We start from the raw sequence: 18,295 nt of genomic DNA, 5'->3' as shown, positions 1-18,295 counted from the left end.
GTGCACTTTGGTGCCGTCTTCGGAGGTTAAGTCTGCGCTGAAGGAAGCCCCTTGAGGTTCTTGGCGCCGGAGACGACATAAGCGAGCCAGCCCACCTTGTCCTTGAGGTCTTCTTCGACACCAGCCATCACTTCAGCGTCGAAGCCCATCCCGGCCATCACGAAGAAGATATGTTCGGTGGTCTTTAGCTCCCCCTGAGGCTCAGCCGTTGCCTCATCACTGTCCGTCTCCACCTCTTCAGCCGGTCGGGTGATGGTGGCGGTGACGCTGTCAATGCGTTGGTTGCGCCCGCTGAGCACGATTTTCATGGCCTTGGCGATGTCTTCCGCCGGCAGGTCCAGGTTGCGAGCCAACAAGTTTCCGGTGCCACCGGGCAACAATCCCATCGGCACCCCGGTGCCCACTAACTCGGCGCCAACGGTGCGCACCGTTCCGTCGCCACCCAGCGCGCACACCACGTCGACCCCAGCCTCAATGGCCTCCCGCGTTTGCCCCGTTCCGGGATCTTCTGCGGTGGTCTCCAACCACAAAGGGGCGCTCCAACCCATGCGTTCGCAGATCTGTGTCAGCGTGTCTTTGACTCGTTCAGGCGAGGTGAACTTCGTCGGGTTAACGATGATCGCGGCTCGTTGTTTGGGTGGCTCCTGGCCATCGCCAAACTGAGAGCGCGGTGCACGACCGCCTTTGGCCCCGGAGCCTGCCGAGTCAGACTCTGAATTGGCCCACCCACGACTGGTAACGGCAGTGGGCTCAGTCATCACGAGCCACCACAGCAGCCCAATCAACGCCAGCTGCGCTAGAACGGCACCGCCTAGCAGCCCCCAGCTCGCATCACCAGTCATATCGCCACCGTACTGGTATGTCGCGCATAGAGTGTTCCCCATGATCGATATCCGCGACCTTCGTGAGCACCCCGAGACCGTTCGCGCCAGCCAGCGCGCCCGCGGAGAAGACGATTCTCTGGTCGATGTCGTGTTGGAAGCCGACGCAGCCCACCGCAGCCAACTGGCTGAGTTTGAGTCATTGCGCGGTCAGCAGAAGAGCTTTGGCAAGCAGGTGGCAGCAGCCCAGGGCGAAGAAAAGCAGGCCCTGTTGGCTCAGACCAAAGAGATGGCCGCCAAGGTCAAAGAGTTGGACCGCTCGGCGGCTCAGGCGGCGACCGACCGCGATGTTGCCCTGCGCAAGATTGGCAACGTCATCTTGGATGGCGTCCCCGTCGGTGGCGAGGATGACTATGTCGTGCTCGAAGAACACGGCACCCCGCGTGACTTCACGGCCGAGGGCTTTGAGGCCCAGGACCACCTGGAGTTGAGCGATCGCCTCGGCCTGTTGGATATGAAGCGTGGGGCCAAGGTCTCCGGGTCGCGTTTCTACTTCCTCAAGGGTGCGGGGGCTCGCCTCGAATCGGGCCTGATGCGCTTTGCCATGGACACCGCCTTTAAGCATGGCTTTGAGCAACTCAATGTGCCTAACCTGGTCAGCGAGTCGACGATGGTGGGCGCCGGATTCTTGGACGCGCACGCCGACGAGGTCTATCACCTGCCCGCTGACGATCTGTATTTGACGGGCACCTCCGAGGTCGCGCTGGCCGGCTTCCACAGCGACGAAATCCTTGACCTGTCCGAGGGGCCAAGCGCTACACCGCGCTGTCGACCTGTTATCGACGTGAAGCAGGCAGCCACGGCAAGGACACCCGAGGCATCATCCGGGTGCACCAGTTCCAAAAGTCGAAATGTTCGCCTACACCCGGGTTGAAGACGCGATGGCTGAGCACGACCGGATGCTGGGCATTGAGCGCGAAATGCTGGACGCCATGGAGATGCCTTATCGAGTGATCGACACCGCTGCTGGCGACCTCGGTGGCCCCGCCGCCCGCAAGTTTGACTGTGAAGCCTGGGTCCCCACCCAGGGTAGGCACCGTGAGTTGACCTCTACCTCGAACTGCACGACATACCAGGCGCGGCGGTTGAACACGCGTGAGCGCAACACCGAGGGAAGTGGCACTCGGATGGTGGCGACGCTGAACGGCACGCTGGCCACAACACGGTGGATGGTGGCTCTTCTGGAGAACCACCAGCAGGCAGATGGCACCATCAATGTGCCGGATGCACTGCGCCCGTATGTGGGCGTCGACAAGTTGAGCTGAGCTGCGAAGGGCAGAGCTTCCGAAAGGCAAACGAATGCAGAACTGGGCGAGTTGGTGGGGGGCTGACGTCGATTGGCGTCGGCCCGGCCCCACGCGTCAACAGCGACTGCACGATGTCTGGATCGCGATGGGCTTCTTTGGGGCAGCAGCCTTCTTTATGGAAGCGATCCGCTCGCTGGATTCCTACACCGAGCCGGGCGGTCCGTGGGCGTTGTATGCCTCAGTCGCTTCCGCGGCGTTGTTGTTGGCCTTTCGTCGTTCGCACCCGATGTTGGTGGCCTGGGGGCTGACCCTGCATCTGACGATCGTGGCCACAGTGGTGCCGTTTGGTGGCACCTTGGCGATGCAGGTCTTGTATTTCTTTGGGATCTATTCGGGCTTCGCTTGGGCATCGGACCGCAAACTTGTGCCCTACAACGCGCTCGGCATTGCGTTGGCCTTCTTTTTGTGGATCACCTGGTTTTTGGCGTTGGGCTCCGGCATCGACGGGATACTCAGCAACTCCTCAGATGTGCCCGACGACGGTCTGTTTAGCCCGACGGTGGCGGCGATCTTTTGCTGATCGCTAACAACGTGGCCTTCTTTGCCGGGGCGATGCTGCTGGGGCAAGTCGCCTGGAATGGCGCCTATCGCACCGCCCAGGTCATCCAGCAAAACGAGACAATCGCTCGGCAGGCTGGGGAACTCACGGACCAAGCGGTGGTTAATGAACGGATCCGGATCGCGCGTGAATTGCATGACGTGGTGGCCCACCACGTGTCGGTGATGGGCGTGCAAGCCGCCGCCGCACGTCGCTTGATGGCTAAAAATCCGGACGCTGCTGCGGAGGCGCTGGGCGCGGTGGAGTCATCGTCGCGGGAAGCGGTGGGCCAAATGCGGGATCTGCTCGGCACGCTGCGCACTGGCGATGAGACTGAAGGTGATCGAGCGCCACAGCCCGGTTTGGCCGACCTAGCCGCGTTGGCTGAATCAGCCCACACCGACACCAACGAGGTCACTTTTTCGCTGGTCGAAGCCAACCCGGGTGAGGCTTCGATCGTGCCTGCTCCGGTGCAACTGTGTGCCTATCGGATCGTGCAAGAGGCGCTGTCGAATGTGCGCAAGCACTCAACGAGTCGGCGCACGACGGCTGTGGTGCGGGTGGACGCCAGCACTGGATTGCTAGAGGTTGACGTCACCAACGACGGGCAGCCACGGGTCGGTACATCGGGGACCGGATGGGGGCAACAAGGTATGCGCGAGCGAGTTGAGCACTGGGGGGCGTGGTTGAGGTCGGGCCACGAGCAACCGGTGGCTATCGAGTGCGTGCCCAGATGCCGTTGTCGGGCGTGCGGGGATGACGGAGGTCCAGCCATGATCAAGGTCCTGCTCGTCGATGACCAGCCGTTGTTGCGCTCAGGCTTCGCGATGATCTTGTCCACCGAAGACGATATTGAGGTCGCGGCCCAGGCCGGCAATGGGCAAGAGGCCATTGCCGCGTGCGCCACGCATACCCCCGATGTGGTGTTGATGGATGTCCAGATGCCGGTGCTGGACGGCGTTGCCGCGACTGCGCAGATCACTGCTGTGGGCGAGGCCAAGGTCATCATGTTGACCACATTTGACCGCGACGACTACCTGTTTGACGCGCTGCAGGCTGGGGCGAGCGGCTTTTTGCTCAAAAATGCCGACCCCGACGATCTGATCGACGGCATCAGGGCGGTTGCGGCCGGTCACTCGTTGCTAGCACCCGAGGTGACGGCCCGCGTGATCGCCCAAATGACCGGGCCAAAACCCGAGGTGGCCGCCAGTTTGCCGTCCGGAGCGCAGGATCTGACGACGCGGGAGCACGAGATCTGGGTGCTGATGGCCCGGGGCCTGAGCAACTCTGAAATCGCTGCTGAGACGTTTGTCAGCGAGGCCACGGTGAAGACCCATGTGTCCAAGGTCTTGGCCAAACTCGAGGTGCGCGATCGCGTCCAGGCCGTCATTGCTGCGTATGAGGCGGGCGTGCTCACTCATCCTTCTGGATGAGAGAAGCGGTCAATCTGCGGCGCCAAGATCACCCCTGAGGTTGATGCCCTGGGTTGGGCCACTTTTCTAGGCTGGGATCACCCAAGAGAAAGGTGTGATCCCCATGTTGGATGTCAACGGAATCACCCGCACGTATGGCGAGCACCGGGCCGTCGATAGCGTCACCTTTGACGTGCCTGAAGGCCACATGGTCGGCTTCGTCGGCGCCAACGGTGCGGGCAAGACCACCACAATGCGGATGATCATGGGGGTCCTTGCTCCCGATGAGGGCCAAGTGTCGTGGAAGGGTGAGCCGATCACCCCGGCCGCTCGGGCACGTTTTGGCTACATGCCCGAAGAGCGCGGGCTGTATCCCAAGCAGCCGGTATTGGATCAGTTGGTCTTTTGGCTCGCCTGCACGGGGTGGACGCAGGAGCGGCCAAGGCGCGGGCGACGGAGTTACTGGAGCGGTTTGGCCTCGGCGAGCGCACCGGTGAGAAGGTCGAAAAGCTGTCCTTGGGTAACCAGCAGCGAGCCCAGATCATCGCCTCAGTGCTGGGTGACCCGTTGGCGCTGATCTTGGACGAGCCCTTCTCCGGGCTGGACCCGGCGGCGGTTGACCAGATGTCGGAGTTGCTGCGCGAGCACACAGCGCGCGGTGTGCCGGTGTTGTTTAGCAGTCACCAACTCGACTTGGTTGATCGGCTGTGTGACTCGATTGTGGTGCTGCACCAAGGCAAGGTCGTCGCGCGCGGCACCTCGCGTGAGCTGCGCCAGGCCGGCCCTTGCGCTATCGCGTGGTGCTCGGCGGAGACGCCGGTTGGGTCCGGGGGTGACCGACGTAGAGGTCATCGACCTGGACGGCAACACCGCGATCTTCCAGCCCGGTGACGAGCAGGCCGCTCAGCGGGTGCTCGCCGAGGCAGTTCAGCGAGGCACCGTCAGCGACTTCAGCCCCGTTATCCCCACCCTGAGCGAGATCTACCGAGAGGTGTCAGCATCATGAGTGCAGCCCCAGCAACCCAGAAGATTCGCCCGTGGGCCGTCGTCGCCGGGCGAGAGATCAAGGTCAAGCTGACCGACAAGAACTTCATCATGTCGACGGTGTTCACTCTCGTGCTGATTGCCGTGATCTTTGCCGTGCAGGCATTCTTTGCCTCGCAAGCATCCGAGTCAAAGGTTGCCGTTGTCGATGATGACGGAGCGGCGATTGTGGCCTCTGCCCAAGCGCTCGTCGAAACCGATGATGCAGACGCAGTGTTGGAGTCGGTCAGCGTGGACAGCGTTGAAGCCGGCAAGGCTGCAGTCACCGAGGGCGATGCCGACGCGGTGCTCTTCAAGAAGATGGCGTGTGGACGCTGGGGGCCGACGGCTTCCCGGGGTCAGACGTCCTGGGTCCGATTGAAGCGACCATCCAATCCCAGGTGCTGTCCACCAATGCCGCGGAGGCTGGCACGACGCTTGACGCGTTGAGCGCTGGGTCAGAGGTGGTCACTGAAGATGTCTCCGGTGCTGACTCTGACGAACAGTTGGTGGTATTTATCGCCGGACTGGCCTTTGCCGTGCTCTTTTACATCGCGTCGCTGATGTTTGGGATGAGCATCGCCACCAGCGTGATCGAGGAAAAGCAGTCGCGCATTGTCGAGATCATCACCGCGGCCATCCCCACGTCACAACTGCTGGCGGGCAAGGTACTGGGCAACACGGTGTTGGCGTTTGCACAGATGGTGTTGCTGGTAGGGGTTTCGCTGATCGGCCTGACCTTCAGCGACTACGACACCTACCTGCCGATGGTGACCGAGCCGCTGCTCTGGTACCTGCCGTTCTTTATCGTTGGCTTCATCGCGTTGGCCTGCATCTGGGCTGCCGCTGGAGCGATGGGTTCACGGACTGAAGATCTGCAAACCACCACGATGCCGCTGACCTTGACCCTGGTGGGATTGTTCTTGTTGGCACTGAACCTCGATGGAGCCGCTGCTGCGATTGCGTCCTACTTCCCCGTGATGTCGACGTTCATGATGCCGCTGCGCATCTTGGAGGGTGATGTGACGTGGTGGCAGCCGCTCTTGGCCCTGGCCATCACGCTGGGGTTCTCCTGGTTGACCATCCGATTGGGCGCTCGCATCTATCGCCGGGGCCTGTTGCAGACCCAGGGCAAGCTTGGCTTCAAGGAGGCATTGTCGGGTTCGTAACTCGGGCAACTACGCTGATGGAGTGAACGTTGCACCCTGTCCTTCACCGACAGCCCCCTGATTGCCCTCGACATCGACGGCACGATCCTGCATCACGACGGCTATTTGGCCGAGCGGGTCGTGTCGTCGATTCGCGCGGTCGCCGCCGCCAACGCCCACGTGATGATCGCTACTGGCCGATCGATCCGAGACACCCTGCCGATCATTGAGGCAGTTGGCCTGTCCAGAGATGGCGCGTATGCGGTGTGCTGTAACGGCGCGATCACCATCCAACTCGACTCCTCGGCGCCCGATGGCTATCGGCTGCATCGAGTCACCACCTTGATGCCCGGCCAAGTGTTGAGATCTTGCAGCGCGAGTTGCCTGACCTGTTGATCGCCGTTGAGACGCCGAACGACGGGGTAAAGGTCAACGCACACTTCCCGGAGCCAGAGTTTGCTGCGTCGCAGCGAGTGGTTTCGCCGCAGGAGTTGCTGGAGGGGGAGGCAGTGCGCGTCACCGTGCGCGACCTTGGCTCAGAGCCAGAGGACTTTGCTCAGGTCATCGCGGCCGCAGGGCTGCACGGCACGAACTATTCGATTGGGTTCAGCGCTTGGCTCGACCTGGCACCCGAGGGCGTGTCGAAGGCCTACGGGCTGGAAGAAGTCCGGCAGTTGTTGGGCGTAGACCCACTGAACACCGTGGCCATCGGCGATCAGCGCAATGACCTGGAGATGTTGGCGTGGGCCGAGTTGGGTGTCGCAATGGGGCAGGCGCCCCAGGAGGTCATCGCCGCCGCCAATCGCACGACTGGCGCGGTCGTCGATGACGGTCTTGCCGACATACTGGATGAGTTGTTGCCGTTAATCCCGGATGCAGGTCAAGGCGGTGCCAGCTAATGAGCGACTTGGTCATTACGTCGCCGGCAAACCCACGGTTGAAGGCGCTCTCGGCATTGCGGCGGCGACGCGTGCGCGAGGCACAAGGGGTCACGCTGGTGGAGGGCTTTGAAGAGTTGGAGTTGGCGCTCGATTCCGGTGTGGCTCCCCAGACTTTGTTTGTCTGCCCGGCGTTGATGGCTGACGCGGACGCCCAAAGTTGGGTGATCGAGCGCTCGCGCGAGGTTGGCGCCGAGGTCATTGAGGTGGGTCGGGCCGCCTTTGAGCGGGCCGCCTATCGCGAAGGCCCGGATGGCTTCTTGGCCATTGTGGGCAGCCTTTCGCAAGAGTTAGCGAACTTTGAGGTGCCGGATGACGCCTTGCTGTTGATTTGTGAGGGTGTGGAAAAGCCAGGCAACTTGGGTGCCATGCTGCGCACCGCCGATGCGGCAGGGTGGGCGCAGTTATCGCCGCTGACCCGGTCACCGACTGGGGCAACCCAAACCTGGTGCGTGCTTCCAAGGGGACTGTTTTTTCGGTTCCGGTCGCGAGTGACTCGTCTCAGACCACGCTGGACTGGCTAAAGGCTCGTGGCATCCCCTGGTCGCCGCGACGCCGGACACCGATGTTGAGCACACAGACATTTCGTATATCGGCCCAGTGGCGATTGCGGTTGGCGCCGAGAAGGAGGGGCTGACCAGCGAAGTTCTCGCGGCAGCCACGCACCGAGTGCGAATCCCCATGGTGGGCAAAGCTAATTCGCTGAACGTTGCGACCTCGGCGGCCATCATTGTTTATGAGGCCGTGCGACAACGTCGTGCCTAGCGCACCTGTGTCAAAGCACTACGTGATCTGTGCCACGATGGGGTTATGCGAATCGATCATGTTTGCTACGCAGCCGGGCCAGAAGGATTGCAGGCCACCGCACGTCGTCTAGCCGATGCGCTAGGCGTGTACGCACATGAAGGCGGGGTTCACCCGCGGTTTGGCACCCGCAACATGGTGCTTCCGCTGGCCGATGGGCGCTACATCGAGGTCGTCGAGGTGTTGGACCACCCGGCCTCGGACAAGGCGCCGTTGGCCAAGCCACGCGCGCTGCCTCTGAGCGTGGTGGCGGCTGGTTTGCCTGGGTGGTCTCAGTTGATGACCTGCGCGAGATTGAGACGCGACTGGGCCGTGAAGCGGTCACCGGCAACCGGCATACCCCTGAAGGGGTGGAGTTGACCTGGAAGCAGATCGGGATCAAGGGCCTGATGGCTGACCCGCAACTGCCGTTCTTCCTCAAGTGGGACTCCACTGAAAACCACCCATCGTTGCTTGATGACTCGCACGCGCAGTTGTCGGGATTGCGCATCGCGGGTGACCCGCATCGGGTACGCGAGTGGCTGGGCTTGAGCATCGAGGGCACGTTTGAGACGGGCATTGAGTTTGAGTTCATGGAAGACGACGAGGCTGCGCTGGAGACAGTGACCTTTGCGACGGCTTCTGGGCCAGTCACCATCTGAGTTTGTCTCGGCGCTACTTGCCGAAGCCGCGCAGTCGCAGGCTGTTGAGGACCACGATGACGCTCGATGCAGCCATCGCAGCGCCAGCAATCATCGGGTTAAGCAGGCCAAAGGCGGCTAGCGGGATGGCCGCTGTGTTGTAGCCAAAGGCCCAGGCCAGGTTTTGCTTGATGATCTTGAGCGTCTCGCGGGACAGCCCGATCGAGTCGACGACGGTCTCTAGGTCGGGGCGGATGAGCACGATGTCGGCCGACTCCATCGCGATATCAGTGCCCGAGCCCATCGCTAGGCCGAGGTCTGCCTGAGCAAGTGCTGCAGCATCGTTGACTCCATCGCCGACCATCGCGACGATCTTGCCGTCGGCCTGCAGTTTGGCGATCTGCTCATGCTTGTCTTGGGGCAAAACACTGGCGCGCACGTGGGCCGGGTCGATGCCTACCTCCGTTGCGATGGCCTCAGCGGTGAGTTGATTGTCGCCAGTGAGCAGGTAGGGCGTGAGGCCCATGTCTTTAAGGGCACTCAGCGCCGACTTGCTGGTCGGGCGGGCTTGGTCAGCGACAGCCAAGGCAGCGCGCGCTTGACCATCCCAGCCCACGAATACCGTGGTGGCATCGCTCTTGGCAGCCTCGCTCAGCACCAACGGAACGTTGGCGAACAACTCTGCCTTGCCGACAGTGACTGTCATGTTTTTGATGGTGGCTCGTGCGCCCCGGCCCGGCAGGTTGCTGAACCGCGTCGTTCGGGGGATGTCGAGGCCACGCTCGGTGGCTGCGTTAACGATGGCTCGAGCGATGGGGTGTTCGGAGCCGGCTTCGATGGCAGCGGCCGCTCGCAAGGCTTGGTCCTCGTCGAGGTTCCCGTCAGCGACGATGGTGCGCAGTTCCGGCTTGCCTTCGGTGACGGTGCCAGTCTTGTCGAGCACGATGGTGTCGACGGCGCGGGTGGACTCCAGGATCTGTGGACCCTTGATCAAGATGCCCAACTGGGCGCCGCGGCCAGTGCCGGTGAGCAGGGCAGTGGGGGTAGCCAGGCCCAGCGCGCAGGGGCAGGCGATGATTAAGACCGCGACCATCGGCTCGAGTGCTTCGGTGATGCTGTGCCCGGTGACGAGCCACAGGACGAAGGTCAGCGCGGCAATGACAAGCACGATTGGCACGAAGACGGCGGACACTCGATCGGCGAGGCGTTGGATCGGGGCTTTGCCGGTTTGAGCCTGCTCGACCAGTCGAGTGATGCGAGACAGGACGGTCTGACTGCCTACTGCGGTGGCTTCGACAACGAGGCGGCCATCTTGGTTGATCGTCGCACCAATGACTTCGTCGCCGGTGGAGACGTCGACTGGGACTGACTCACCGGTGACCACCGAGGTGTCGATAGTGCTTTCGCCCTCGACGATCTTGCCGTCGGTGGCGACCTTTTCACCGGGGCGCACGACGAACTGCATTCCGGGGTGAGCTGATCGATGCTGGTCGGAACCTCGGTGAAGGCGCCAGTTTTGTCGTCGTGGTGAGGACGTTGGCCTCTTTGGCGCCTAGTTCTAGGAGGAAGATAGCGCCGAGCGGCCGGACGACTTGGCTCGGGCTTCGATGTAGCGGCCGATCAGCAGGAACGACGTCACGATGGCAGCGGTCTCGAAGTAGAGATGGTCAGTGAAGCCGGTGAACAGGGCTACGACCGACCAGCCATAGGCGGCCGTGATGCCGATCGAGACCAGGGTGTCCATCGTTGAGGCGCCATGGCGGGCGTTGATCACGGCGGCGCGGTGGAATGGCCAGGCGGCCCACGCATACACCGGGGTGGTGAGCAGGAACTGTAGCCAAGGGCCGGCGTTGCCTGCGGCATCGCGGATGGGAGGGACCATGGCCAGCAACACGACGATGAAAGCGAGAGCCGTCGCGACGATGGCGCGAATCTGCAGTGGGCGGCCCGTGATGACGTCGTGGTTCATGTGGTCTTGCGGGTCCATGCCCTTGGGCTCGATGGGGCTGGCCGAATAGCCTGTGGCGGCGACCGTGGAGAGCACATCGTCGAGGGTGATCGGTGCGGCGTAAGCGACCTGGGCCTTCTCGGTGGCTAGGTTGACGCTGGCTTCGACGCCGTCGAGTTTGTTGAGTTGCGCTCAATGCGTGCCGAGCAAGACGCGCACGTCATGCCAGTGATGGCGAGATTGACGGTTTCGGTGGCTACCTGGTCGGTGTTGGTCATGGCGCGATGCCCTTTGAAGCGAAATGCTATTGCTTGGTGAAACGTGGTTGAGCTGGGACGAACTGGGCTGGTCAGTCTGGGGCGTCGGTGCTGACCACGTCTGCGTCGTCCGCCTCCGGCTCAACCACCTCGTAGCCGGCCTCGTCGATGGCGCCAGCGATCTGCTCCGCGTCGACGGGCTGGCGCGTGTCGATGTGGACAATGCTCTTGCCGTCAGTGACGAGATCAACGGCGACTGACTCGACGCCGTCAAGGGCGGTGAGCTCTTCGGTGACCGCGTTGATGCAGTGCTGGCACGTCATGCCGGAAACTTTGATGTCGATTGTGCGCATGGGGACTCCTTGAGTTAACTGCGGACGAGGCGAGCGATAGCCGCGGTGGCCTCTTGGACCTTTTGTGCGGCGGCTTCATCGGATGTTTGGGCAGCGTCGACGACACAGTGGCTGATGTGATCTTCGAGCAATCCGAGGCTCACGGCCTGGAGGGCCTTGGTCGCTGCGCTGACTTGGGTCAAAATGTCGATGCAGTAGGTGTCGTTTTCGACCATGCGGGCAATCCCGCGCACTTGGCCCTCGATGCGGGCCAGCCGCTTGAGGTAGGCCTCTTTGTCGCCGCTGTATCCATTCACGCTCATGACAACAGGGTACCCCCATAGGGTATTCCTGCGAGGCTATTGGCAGGCGTGGCTAAATCATCAGAGCGACGCAGTGAAGTCGCAGAAGCTCTCGTAGTGGTCTTGGGTGAAAAACCAGTAATCGGGGTCTTGCGAGACGTCGCCGCCGGTCACGATCCGTCGGGCGCCGCGGTGGTCGAGTCCGGGGTCTCCACGGTGTATTCGCGGTAGTAGCCATTGGACTCGCTCGGCAGCAACCCCTCGTAGTTGCCAAAGTGCCGTCATCGTTGCGTGGGTAGTCGAATGGTCCGCCGGCCTCGATGTCATCGATCACCGGCAAGGCAGTGGCTGGGAGGTCGTTGATGTCGCAGGAAGGCAGGCCCGATGATGGCTGTTGCTCGCCCGCGGCTGCGGCGTCGTTCCCCGCTGAATCGTCGGCAGAAGTGCTGGACCCAGCATTCGTGGTCGAACTGGGCTCGGCGTCACCGGTCAAGCTGACGAACGCGAAGCCAATGACTGCGCAGGCAATGAGCACGATGATGGCGAGGCCTTGTGGCTTGGTGAGTTTCATGCTGTGGTGCCATTCGTGAGGAGGATGGTCTCGAGCTGGAATCCATCAAGGCGGAGCAAGCGCTCGCTGCGATCAGACAGGACGCGAAGTAGCCCGGCGTTGTCCAACTCGTCGATTGTCACGATCAGCGCCAACGCCCGGCAGCCTGGCCAAGACTCCGGCAAGTCAAGCAATTGGTCAGCTAGCGCGTCTAGGTTGCGCTCGGCAGGCTCGCGGAGCCCAAGCGCATCGGCCACTTCGGCTTGAGCGATGCGCGGGGGGTTCGTGGCGCGGGGAGAGCGATGGCGACTTGCCAGCCATGCGCCTGGACCGCCTTGACCGAAGTAGCGGCCGCCGAAGCTGCAGGGCTCGATGCCGGGAGCGACGACGCGGTCCAGATGTGGGCGAGGCCCGGGTGGGCAACGATCTGAGGTAGCGCGTGGTCGATCCGGGTGCTTGCCATGTGTTCATCCTACTTTTGCCAGGTGCTGAGCTGGGTGACGTGGCGATCCTGGGGCGGTGGCGGTGGTGCTAGAACGGCGGCGGATCATCAGATTCCAGTGAGGTGGCCACGACGTGTGGCTGCGCTTCCCGGATGGCTGACTCGGCCTCTTGGACGTGTCGCGGGTGAGGGCCACGCCTGAGTTGGCCGCCCGGTGTGCGGTGGCGCAGCGCGATGAGGCTGGTGAGCTCGGCTGCATCTGCGCTGTCGCTCTCGTCGGCCAGCTGGTTGTGACCCACGCCGGGGTGGACACGGTGACCATGGTCGCCAGAGAGCCACGACTGGGTGAGGAGTTGATAGGCGAGATCGTTGTCGTCGCGCCCAGGGCTATCGCACACGGGCCCATCGCGCCCAGGGCTATCGTGCCCCGGTGGTCTGGTTGGTGCTTGGCCAAGCGGCTGCAGCGAGCGGTAGTCGTGCGGCCCGGTCGAGAACTTTGGCCAAACAGCGTCGTCCAGGTGACGTTTCGGTCAGCGTGTAACTCTGACTCCCACAACTGCAATGTCTTGTTGTTGTGGTGATAGCCATGCTTCAGCGCCAGGTTCGACTCGGCTGTTGGGCCACCCGCGTCATGCGGGACTTCGTGATCAGGCTGACAACGGCTGGCCTCAACAGTGCACCCAGGGCCTCGGCAACTTCGGTCGAGAGCCTTGAGTTGATCCAGCATGGCCTTGTCTGGACGATAGGCCTGCGTTGAGCGCTCGATGCACCGACCATCGGCCGGATCAGTGAGGATCCGATGGATCACCGTGCCGGGTGTTTGGGCGATCGTGCGGACTTGAGCGCCGGTGAGAGCTCAAAACCAGGAAGGTGGCCGACGCTGCGACTCGTGTCGGTGACCAATGCATCGATGGGCACGATCACTTCAAGAGCGATGGGTGCACTGTGCCGGCCCAACGCGGCGCGCAACAGCGGCCCAGGCTCGGCAATGAGTGCGGTGCCGCTGGCTAGAGTGTCGTGCTCATCAGTCGCCGCAGCGTCTGCGTCAGGCAAGACGCCATGGGTCAACAAGGCCAGAGACAGGTCTGCGCGCAGTTGCGCCAACGAGCGAGAGTCGCCAGTCGAGCGGGTCTTGCGGGCAATCGTGTCTATGCGCATTGCCGCAGCAGCGACTTTCGTTAGTGGTCCGGTCGTGATGATTGTCCCGGTGCCATCGTCATCGATGGAACTAAAGCAGTCGCGATCCTCAAGAGCCCGTTGGCGTTGTTGATCATCATCTGGGTGCGCAACTGCTGCGAGGGCGGTGGTGAGGCGTTGCCCAAACTCGGCTTGCGAGGCCCGCTGACAGACTCCGTCACCATCCACTACGGGCCCAAGGCTGCCGCGGCCACGCAAGCCGCATCATCTAAGTCGAGGTGGCGCGCCTTGCGCCAGAAATCTTGCACGGCGCGGCTGTCGTTCCAGCCCTCTTTGAGCGACGACTCGATGTGGCCAGAGAGCGCTGGCGGAGTGAGCGCGATGCCGACGCGGTCGTGGCAACTCTGGATGCCCCAACCCGAAAGAGCCTGCAACTCGGTAGCAACGGCTGACTTTGTCGTCGCGCGCCAGCGGTGAGCCTTCGTCGGTGACAGCTCGCTGGCATCCAAGCCCCATTGTTGCAGGACCATGTCTCCGGCGCTCAGGGCCATCGAGCGGCAGATCGATAGCAGCATGCCATCACACCAACGTGCGAGATCAACGCAGGCGCTAGCAGCGGTGACCAGCTCTTCGTTGGCTGCAGATGGCTCTGTCTGCCGCCGTGTCAGGCTCTCGGAGTCCGTTGATGCGGCCTGGGAGATGACAGCGAGTTGCCCCAGAGCGTCCAGGGCTTCCGCATTGTTGCTCAGAGCATCTGTGCTCAGCCCCGCGCTGCGCAGTGCCTCGACGAGTTGCTCCGTCGAAACGGCACCGCCTGTGCCAATCGTCTGTGTCCCCATCGCCTTGCCCCTTAGCTTCCGATACCCTCACATCAGTACATATGTTCGATAAACGGAAGGGTGTGCGAGAGGAGAAATGAGGCGGTTTGGCACCGGGCACCGGACGCCCGGCGTAGGGGCGCAGGGGCGCGGGAAGGGCTTGGCGCAGTGACGCGCGGGCGAAGCAGCCAGTGCTCCTACTTCAGATGATCAACCAACCTCGGCGCAATGCCGATGTAGTTCTCCGGGGTCATCGCGAGCAGGCGCTCTTCGGCTTCAGGGTCAGGCCCAGGCCGCTGACGAACGTGCGCAAGTCTTCGCCATTGATCCGGCGACCTCGGGTGAGTTCCTTCAAGCGCTCATACGGGTTTGCCATGCCCTCGACGCCTTGGGCAGCCAGCGCTCGCATCACCGACTGGATCGGCTCGGCGAGCACCTCCCAATTGGCCTGCAGGTCAGCAGCCATCGCGGATGGCACGACATCGAGACCAGCCAAGCCGCGGCCGGCATTGTCCAAGGCCAACATGGAGTGGCCAAGGGCCGTTCCGATGTTGCGCTGCATCGAGGAGTCCGTCAGGTCACGCTGCAACCGCGAGTTGACCAGGGTCGAAGCCAGCACGTCGAGCAGAGCATTCGAGACCTCGAGGTTGGCCTCGGCATTCTCGAACCGAATCGGGTTGACCTTGTGCGGCATCGTCGAGGAGCCAACCGTGCCCTGACCGCGCACCTGCGCGAAATAGCCCATGGAGATGTAGGTCCACACGTCAGTGCAGAGGTTGTGCAGGATCCGATTGAACCGCGCGATGTCCGCATACACCTCCGCTTGCCAGTCGTGGCTCTCAATCTGAGTGGTCAGCGGGTTCCAGGTCAGGCCCAAGCTCTCGACGAACTCCTGGCTGATGGCTTCCCAGTCGGCACCTGGCACAGCGGCGAGGTGCGCGCCATACGTGCCGGTTGCGCCGTTGAATTGCCCTAAGTATTCGGCGCTCTCGATCCGGCGCAGTTGCCGGCTGAGGCGCCAGGCGAGCACGGCCAACTCCTTGCCCATGGTGGTGGGCGTCGCGGGCTGTCCGTGGGTATGCGCGAGCAGCGGCACATCGGCAGCGTCACGGGCCATGTCACTGATCTGGGCAACAAGGGCCGAAGCCTTGGGCAACCAAACCTGTTCGATCCCGCCCTGGACCATCAGCGCATACGACAAGTTGTTGATGTCTTCGCTGGTGCAGGCGAAGTGCACGAGCTCGCCAAGGCCGTCGCTCGCCTCGCGTCCGAGGGTGTCGACAAGGCGTCGACGCAGGAAGTATTCGATGGCCTTCACGTCGTGGACGGTCTCGGCTTCGATCTGGGCCAACTCGGTGATGGTGGCGCCATCGAAGCTGTCAATTAGGCCGCGGAGTTTGCCCTGCTCATCCTCGGTGAGGGGGCGATGCCCGGGACCACTTCGTTGCTGGTCTGATAGATCAGCCACTCGATCTCGACATGCAACCGCTGGCGGTTGAGCGCAGCCTCGGAGAGGTGATCGACCAGCGGCGCCACAGCGGGGCGGTAGCGGCCATCGAGGGATCCCAGGGCAAGCGGAGGTGTCAGATCAGCAAGAGAAGCCATGGGTATATTCTCGCAGAAAGCGCAGGCTACTCCCGCGAAAGTGCGTGAGGTAGAAGCCGATGGCTGATAGTGCGCGGTCGCCTGGGTTGGAGGGCCCTTGCGGCGTTGATGCGATGCAGGGCGATCTGAGTTTCACTAGACGGGTGTCCACCATCGATATCAAGCAACTGCGCGCAACATTAGGCAGCCACGTGCACCTGCCTGGTCTCACGACCGATGCGCTGCAGATCCTCAAAGCGGTGGTTGCGGCGGTCGTCGCATGGGTTATCGCGCATCACCTTCTTGGCCTTGAAGCAGCATTCCTTGCCCCATGGACAGCGCTGCTTACCGTGCACGCCACGGTGCACCGCACGGTATGGCGTGGTGGGCAGACCGTCATCGCCACCGTTGCGGGCATCTTCTTGGCGGCAGGGTGACCTTCGTTTTGGAGTATCGCCGTGGAGCCTCGGTCTGTCGTTGTTGCTCGGGATGTTGCTTGCCCGGATCAGCGTGTTGCGCGAGGAAGGCCTCACGGTCGCCACCACCGCCCTGTTTCTGATCACCGCGAGTTACGGCGTAGGCCAAGATCCGGCTTTGCTGGACCGGCTGGCCGATACGGCCATCGGGGTCGTGGTAGCTCTGATCGTGAATGTGGTGGTTATCCCACCGCTGAACACCCGAAGCGCCCGGCAGCAAGTGGATAACGTCAACCGGTCGCTCGGGAGCTTGCTCAATGACATGTCCCACCAGATGCGGGTGCCTTGGGATCCCAGGACACCGAAGACTGGATCGAGCGCAGCCGCAACATCGACCGAGACCTGCAACAGGCCTGGTCGTTGGTTAAACTCAGTAGCGAGAGTGGTATGTGGAACTTCCGCACGCGCCGCCAGCCCACTGGCGGGGACGACCTGGCTGAGATCCTTAAACGGCTCGAAGAGGGTGTGGCCCAGACGCGCAGCATCAGCCGTCAAGTCCGCGAATCGTCCCGGCAGGCCCAACAGTGGGATTCAATATTTTCGGACCGATTCGTCGACCTGCTGGCTCGACTGGGCGAGGCTATTGCCGACCCCGATGCCAACGTGAAGGCTCTGCGAAGTGACGTCAACAGCCTGGCCGACGACCTCTCGCGTGAAGACCTGCCGGGCATGATGTGGCCCCTATACGGATCGCTGATCGCCAGCATGCGCATCATCATCGACGTCGTGGATGACGTCGCCACCGCGAACCCAGTGCGGGCTTAGGGATAGCCCTGCGGGTTGGCCTGCTGCCAGCGCCAGGTGTCGGCACACATGTCGTCCACGGTCTTTTCGGTCTGCCAACCGAGTTCGCGGTGAGCCAGTGACGGATCGGCCACTGAAGCAGCGATGTCACCGTCCCGGCGAGGCGCGATCTCATAGGGGATCTTGACTCCACTGGCCTTCTCGAAGGCGTTCACGAGTTGCAGCACGCTGGTGCCTACACCGGAGCCAAGGTTCCAGGTTGAGATCGTCCGGTCGTGCTCGGCGATCCAGTGCAACGCGGCGACGTGACCAGCAGCCAGGTCCTCGACGTGGATGTAGTCGCGCACGCCAGTGCCGTCGACCGTGTCGTAGTCGTCGCCAAACACAGATAGCTTGTCGCGCCGGCCCACGGCCACCTGGGCCACGAACGGCATCAAGTTGTTTGGCACGGCTGAGGGGTCCTCGCCGATCTGTCCCGAGGGTGCGCGCCCACCGGGTTGAAGTAGCGCAGCAGGGCGATGCGGTTGTCCGGCTGCGCAACGGCAAGATCGCGCAGCACCTGCTCGATCATCACCTTGGTCCAGCCGTATGGGTTGGTCGCCGAAGTGGGCAGCCCTTCGGTCATCGGCACGATGGGGTCAGCGCCATAGACCGTTGCGGAAGAGGAGAAGACAAGGTGGCGAACTTCGTGCCGGTCCATCGCCTGAAGCAGCGAAATCGTGGCGCCAATGTTGTTGCCGTAGTAATCGAGAGGGTTTGCGACCGATTCGCCCACGGCCTTGTATCCGGCAAAGTGGACGACGGCGTCGAAGTCTTCTGCGTCAAACAAGTCGTTGAGTTTATCCAGGTCAGCAACGTCAAACGAGTGGATCGGAATGCTCGTGCCGCTCAGTTCTTCTAGGCGCCCGGCCACCGAGGCCTTGGCGTTGGAGAAATCATCAACCACGACAACCTGGTGCCCTGCCGCTATCAACTGCAGCACGGTATGGGACCCGATATAGCCAGCGCCGCCGGTCACGAGAATCTTCATGTGT

Annotated in this window: 23 protein-coding genes and 6 pseudogenes; 15 read left to right on the top strand and 14 right to left on the bottom strand. The window is 62.6% G+C overall.

The window, feature by feature from the left end; all coding sequences use genetic code 11:
• Positions 1-26: 26 nt before the first annotated feature.
• Positions 27-842 carry a diacylglycerol kinase family protein gene (locus L0A91_RS11220; protein ID WP_235244514.1) on the bottom strand — a complete coding sequence of 272 codons (816 nt, stop codon included), beginning with the start codon at positions 840-842 and terminating at the stop codon, positions 27-29.
• A gap of 40 nt (positions 843-882) precedes the next feature.
• On the opposite strand from L0A91_RS11220, the pseudogene serS reads away from it, so the two are divergent.
• The 12 genes and pseudogenes from serS to L0A91_RS11165 form a co-directional block, all read left to right on the top strand.
• A pseudogene (serS, locus tag L0A91_RS11215) lies at positions 883-2,146 on the top strand (serine--tRNA ligase).
• A gap of 34 nt (positions 2,147-2,180) precedes the next feature.
• Positions 2,181-2,708 carry a hypothetical protein gene (locus L0A91_RS11210; protein ID WP_235244512.1) on the top strand — a complete coding sequence of 176 codons (528 nt, stop codon included), beginning with the start codon at positions 2,181-2,183 and terminating at the stop codon, positions 2,706-2,708.
• Complete coding sequence (locus L0A91_RS19065) at positions 2,702-4,159, top strand: response regulator (RefSeq protein ID WP_311197795.1); 1,458 nt, start codon at positions 2,702-2,704, stop codon at positions 4,157-4,159. Before L0A91_RS11210 ends, L0A91_RS19065 begins: the two co-directional genes overlap by 7 nt.
• A 103-nt stretch (positions 4,160-4,262) precedes the next feature.
• A pseudogene (locus L0A91_RS11195) lies at positions 4,263-5,029 on the top strand (ABC transporter ATP-binding protein).
• Entirely contained in the window at positions 4,971-5,144 is a 174-nt protein-coding gene (locus L0A91_RS19935) for a DUF4162 domain-containing protein (protein WP_397333708.1), read from the top strand. The pseudogene L0A91_RS11195 and the gene L0A91_RS19935 overlap by 59 nt, the downstream one beginning before the upstream one ends.
• Positions 5,141-5,611, top strand: coding sequence for an ABC transporter permease (locus tag L0A91_RS11190; protein ID WP_235244511.1), 471 nt, complete (start codon positions 5,141-5,143; stop codon positions 5,609-5,611). Before L0A91_RS19935 ends, L0A91_RS11190 begins: the two co-directional genes overlap by 4 nt.
• Entirely contained in the window at positions 5,563-6,330 is a 768-nt protein-coding gene (locus L0A91_RS11185; protein WP_235244509.1) for an ABC transporter permease, read from the top strand. Before L0A91_RS11190 ends, L0A91_RS11185 begins: the two co-directional genes overlap by 49 nt.
• Positions 6,331-6,435: 105 nt before the next feature.
• Positions 6,436-6,705, top strand: coding sequence for an HAD hydrolase family protein (locus tag L0A91_RS11180; protein WP_235244508.1), 270 nt, complete (start codon positions 6,436-6,438; stop codon positions 6,703-6,705).
• Positions 6,678-7,208: an HAD family hydrolase gene (locus L0A91_RS11175; protein ID WP_235244507.1), complete on the top strand. Its 531-nt coding sequence runs from the start codon at positions 6,678-6,680 to the stop codon at positions 7,206-7,208. Before L0A91_RS11180 ends, L0A91_RS11175 begins: the two co-directional genes overlap by 28 nt.
• The gene (locus L0A91_RS11170) at positions 7,208-7,771 is read left to right on the top strand and encodes a hypothetical protein (protein ID WP_311197794.1); all 564 of its coding nucleotides are present in this window, start codon (positions 7,208-7,210) and stop codon (positions 7,769-7,771) included. Before L0A91_RS11175 ends, L0A91_RS11170 begins: the two co-directional genes overlap by 1 nt.
• Positions 7,772-7,847: 76 nt before the next feature.
• Positions 7,848-8,012: a TrmH family RNA methyltransferase gene (locus L0A91_RS19060; protein ID WP_311197793.1), complete on the top strand. Its 165-nt coding sequence runs from the start codon at positions 7,848-7,850 to the stop codon at positions 8,010-8,012.
• A 45-nt stretch (positions 8,013-8,057) separates the two neighbouring features.
• Positions 8,058-8,515 (top strand): annotated as a pseudogene (locus tag L0A91_RS11165) (VOC family protein); the annotation flags it as partial.
• Positions 8,516-8,705: 190 nt separating this feature from the next.
• On the opposite strand, the gene L0A91_RS19055 reads toward L0A91_RS11165, so the two are convergent.
• The 6 genes and pseudogenes from L0A91_RS19055 to L0A91_RS11140 all read right to left on the bottom strand — a co-directional run bounded on the left by L0A91_RS19055 (position 8,706) and on the right by L0A91_RS11140 (position 11,767).
• Positions 8,706-10,124 (bottom strand): heavy metal translocating P-type ATPase, encoded by a 1,419-nt coding sequence (locus L0A91_RS19055; protein ID WP_311197792.1) that lies wholly within the window; start codon positions 10,122-10,124, stop codon positions 8,706-8,708.
• Between the two features lie 105 nt (positions 10,125-10,229).
• On the bottom strand, positions 10,230-10,715 hold the full coding sequence (locus L0A91_RS19050) for a hypothetical protein (RefSeq protein ID WP_311197791.1): 486 nt from the start codon (positions 10,713-10,715) through the stop codon (positions 10,230-10,232).
• Between the two features lie 50 nt (positions 10,716-10,765).
• Positions 10,766-10,897 carry a hypothetical protein gene (locus L0A91_RS19045; RefSeq protein WP_311197790.1) on the bottom strand — a complete coding sequence of 44 codons (132 nt, stop codon included), beginning with the start codon at positions 10,895-10,897 and terminating at the stop codon, positions 10,766-10,768.
• 71 nt (positions 10,898-10,968) lie between these two features.
• Positions 10,969-11,229: a heavy-metal-associated domain-containing protein gene (locus L0A91_RS11150; RefSeq protein ID WP_235244504.1), complete on the bottom strand. Its 261-nt coding sequence runs from the start codon at positions 11,227-11,229 to the stop codon at positions 10,969-10,971.
• 14 nt (positions 11,230-11,243) lie between these two features.
• On the bottom strand, positions 11,244-11,525 hold the full coding sequence (locus tag L0A91_RS11145) for a metal-sensitive transcriptional regulator (RefSeq protein ID WP_311198163.1): 282 nt from the start codon (positions 11,523-11,525) through the stop codon (positions 11,244-11,246).
• Between the two features lie 66 nt (positions 11,526-11,591).
• A pseudogene (locus tag L0A91_RS11140) lies at positions 11,592-11,767 on the bottom strand (ribonuclease domain-containing protein).
• A gap of 63 nt (positions 11,768-11,830) precedes the next feature.
• On the opposite strand from L0A91_RS11140, the gene L0A91_RS11135 reads away from it, so the two are divergent.
• On the top strand, positions 11,831-12,100 hold the full coding sequence (locus L0A91_RS11135; RefSeq protein WP_235244502.1) for a hypothetical protein: 270 nt from the start codon (positions 11,831-11,833) through the stop codon (positions 12,098-12,100).
• Here L0A91_RS11135 and L0A91_RS11130 read toward each other — a convergent pair.
• From L0A91_RS11130 to purB, 5 genes and pseudogenes are all read right to left on the bottom strand, one after another.
• Positions 12,078-12,317 carry a hypothetical protein gene (locus tag L0A91_RS11130; RefSeq protein ID WP_235244500.1) on the bottom strand — a complete coding sequence of 80 codons (240 nt, stop codon included), beginning with the start codon at positions 12,315-12,317 and terminating at the stop codon, positions 12,078-12,080. The genes L0A91_RS11135 and L0A91_RS11130 overlap by 23 nt on opposite strands.
• Before the next feature lie 274 nt (positions 12,318-12,591).
• Positions 12,592-12,900 carry a hypothetical protein gene (locus L0A91_RS11125; protein WP_235244499.1) on the bottom strand — a complete coding sequence of 103 codons (309 nt, stop codon included), beginning with the start codon at positions 12,898-12,900 and terminating at the stop codon, positions 12,592-12,594.
• Positions 12,901-13,306: 406 nt separating this feature from the next.
• Positions 13,307-13,867, bottom strand: a complete 561-nt coding sequence (locus L0A91_RS11120; protein WP_235244498.1) for a hypothetical protein — start codon at positions 13,865-13,867, stop codon at positions 13,307-13,309.
• The gene (locus tag L0A91_RS11115) at positions 13,867-14,478 is read right to left on the bottom strand and encodes a hypothetical protein (RefSeq protein WP_235244497.1); all 612 of its coding nucleotides are present in this window, start codon (positions 14,476-14,478) and stop codon (positions 13,867-13,869) included. The genes L0A91_RS11120 and L0A91_RS11115 overlap by 1 nt, the downstream gene beginning before the upstream one ends.
• A gap of 176 nt (positions 14,479-14,654) precedes the next feature.
• Positions 14,655-16,062 (bottom strand): annotated as a pseudogene (gene purB, locus L0A91_RS11110) (adenylosuccinate lyase).
• 143 nt (positions 16,063-16,205) lie between these two features.
• On the opposite strand from purB, the gene L0A91_RS11105 reads away from it, so the two are divergent.
• Positions 16,206-16,478, top strand: a complete 273-nt coding sequence (locus L0A91_RS11105; protein WP_235244496.1) for an aromatic acid exporter family protein — start codon at positions 16,206-16,208, stop codon at positions 16,476-16,478.
• On the opposite strand, the gene L0A91_RS11100 is transcribed toward L0A91_RS11105, so the two are convergent.
• The gene (locus tag L0A91_RS11100) at positions 16,438-16,788 is read right to left on the bottom strand and encodes a hypothetical protein (RefSeq protein ID WP_235244495.1); all 351 of its coding nucleotides are present in this window, start codon (positions 16,786-16,788) and stop codon (positions 16,438-16,440) included. The two genes, L0A91_RS11105 and L0A91_RS11100, sit on opposite strands and share 41 nt — an antisense overlap.
• Positions 16,789-16,802: 14 nt before the next feature.
• On the opposite strand from L0A91_RS11100, the gene L0A91_RS11095 reads away from it, so the two are divergent.
• Complete coding sequence (locus L0A91_RS11095; protein ID WP_235244494.1) at positions 16,803-17,282, top strand: hypothetical protein; 480 nt, start codon at positions 16,803-16,805, stop codon at positions 17,280-17,282.
• Here the strand turns inward: L0A91_RS11095 and galE are convergent.
• Positions 17,279-18,291, bottom strand: a pseudogene (galE, locus tag L0A91_RS11090) (UDP-glucose 4-epimerase GalE). The gene L0A91_RS11095 and the pseudogene galE sit on opposite strands and share 4 nt — an antisense overlap.
• Positions 18,292-18,295: the final 4 nt, after the last annotated feature.

Origin of the sequence: Ornithinimicrobium sp. INDO-MA30-4, from assembly GCF_021535045.1 — a bacterium.
In the GTDB taxonomy this organism is placed as follows: Bacteria; Actinomycetota; Actinomycetes; order Actinomycetales; family Dermatophilaceae; genus Ornithinicoccus.
This window is presented reverse-complemented; position numbering and strand designations above follow the sequence as displayed.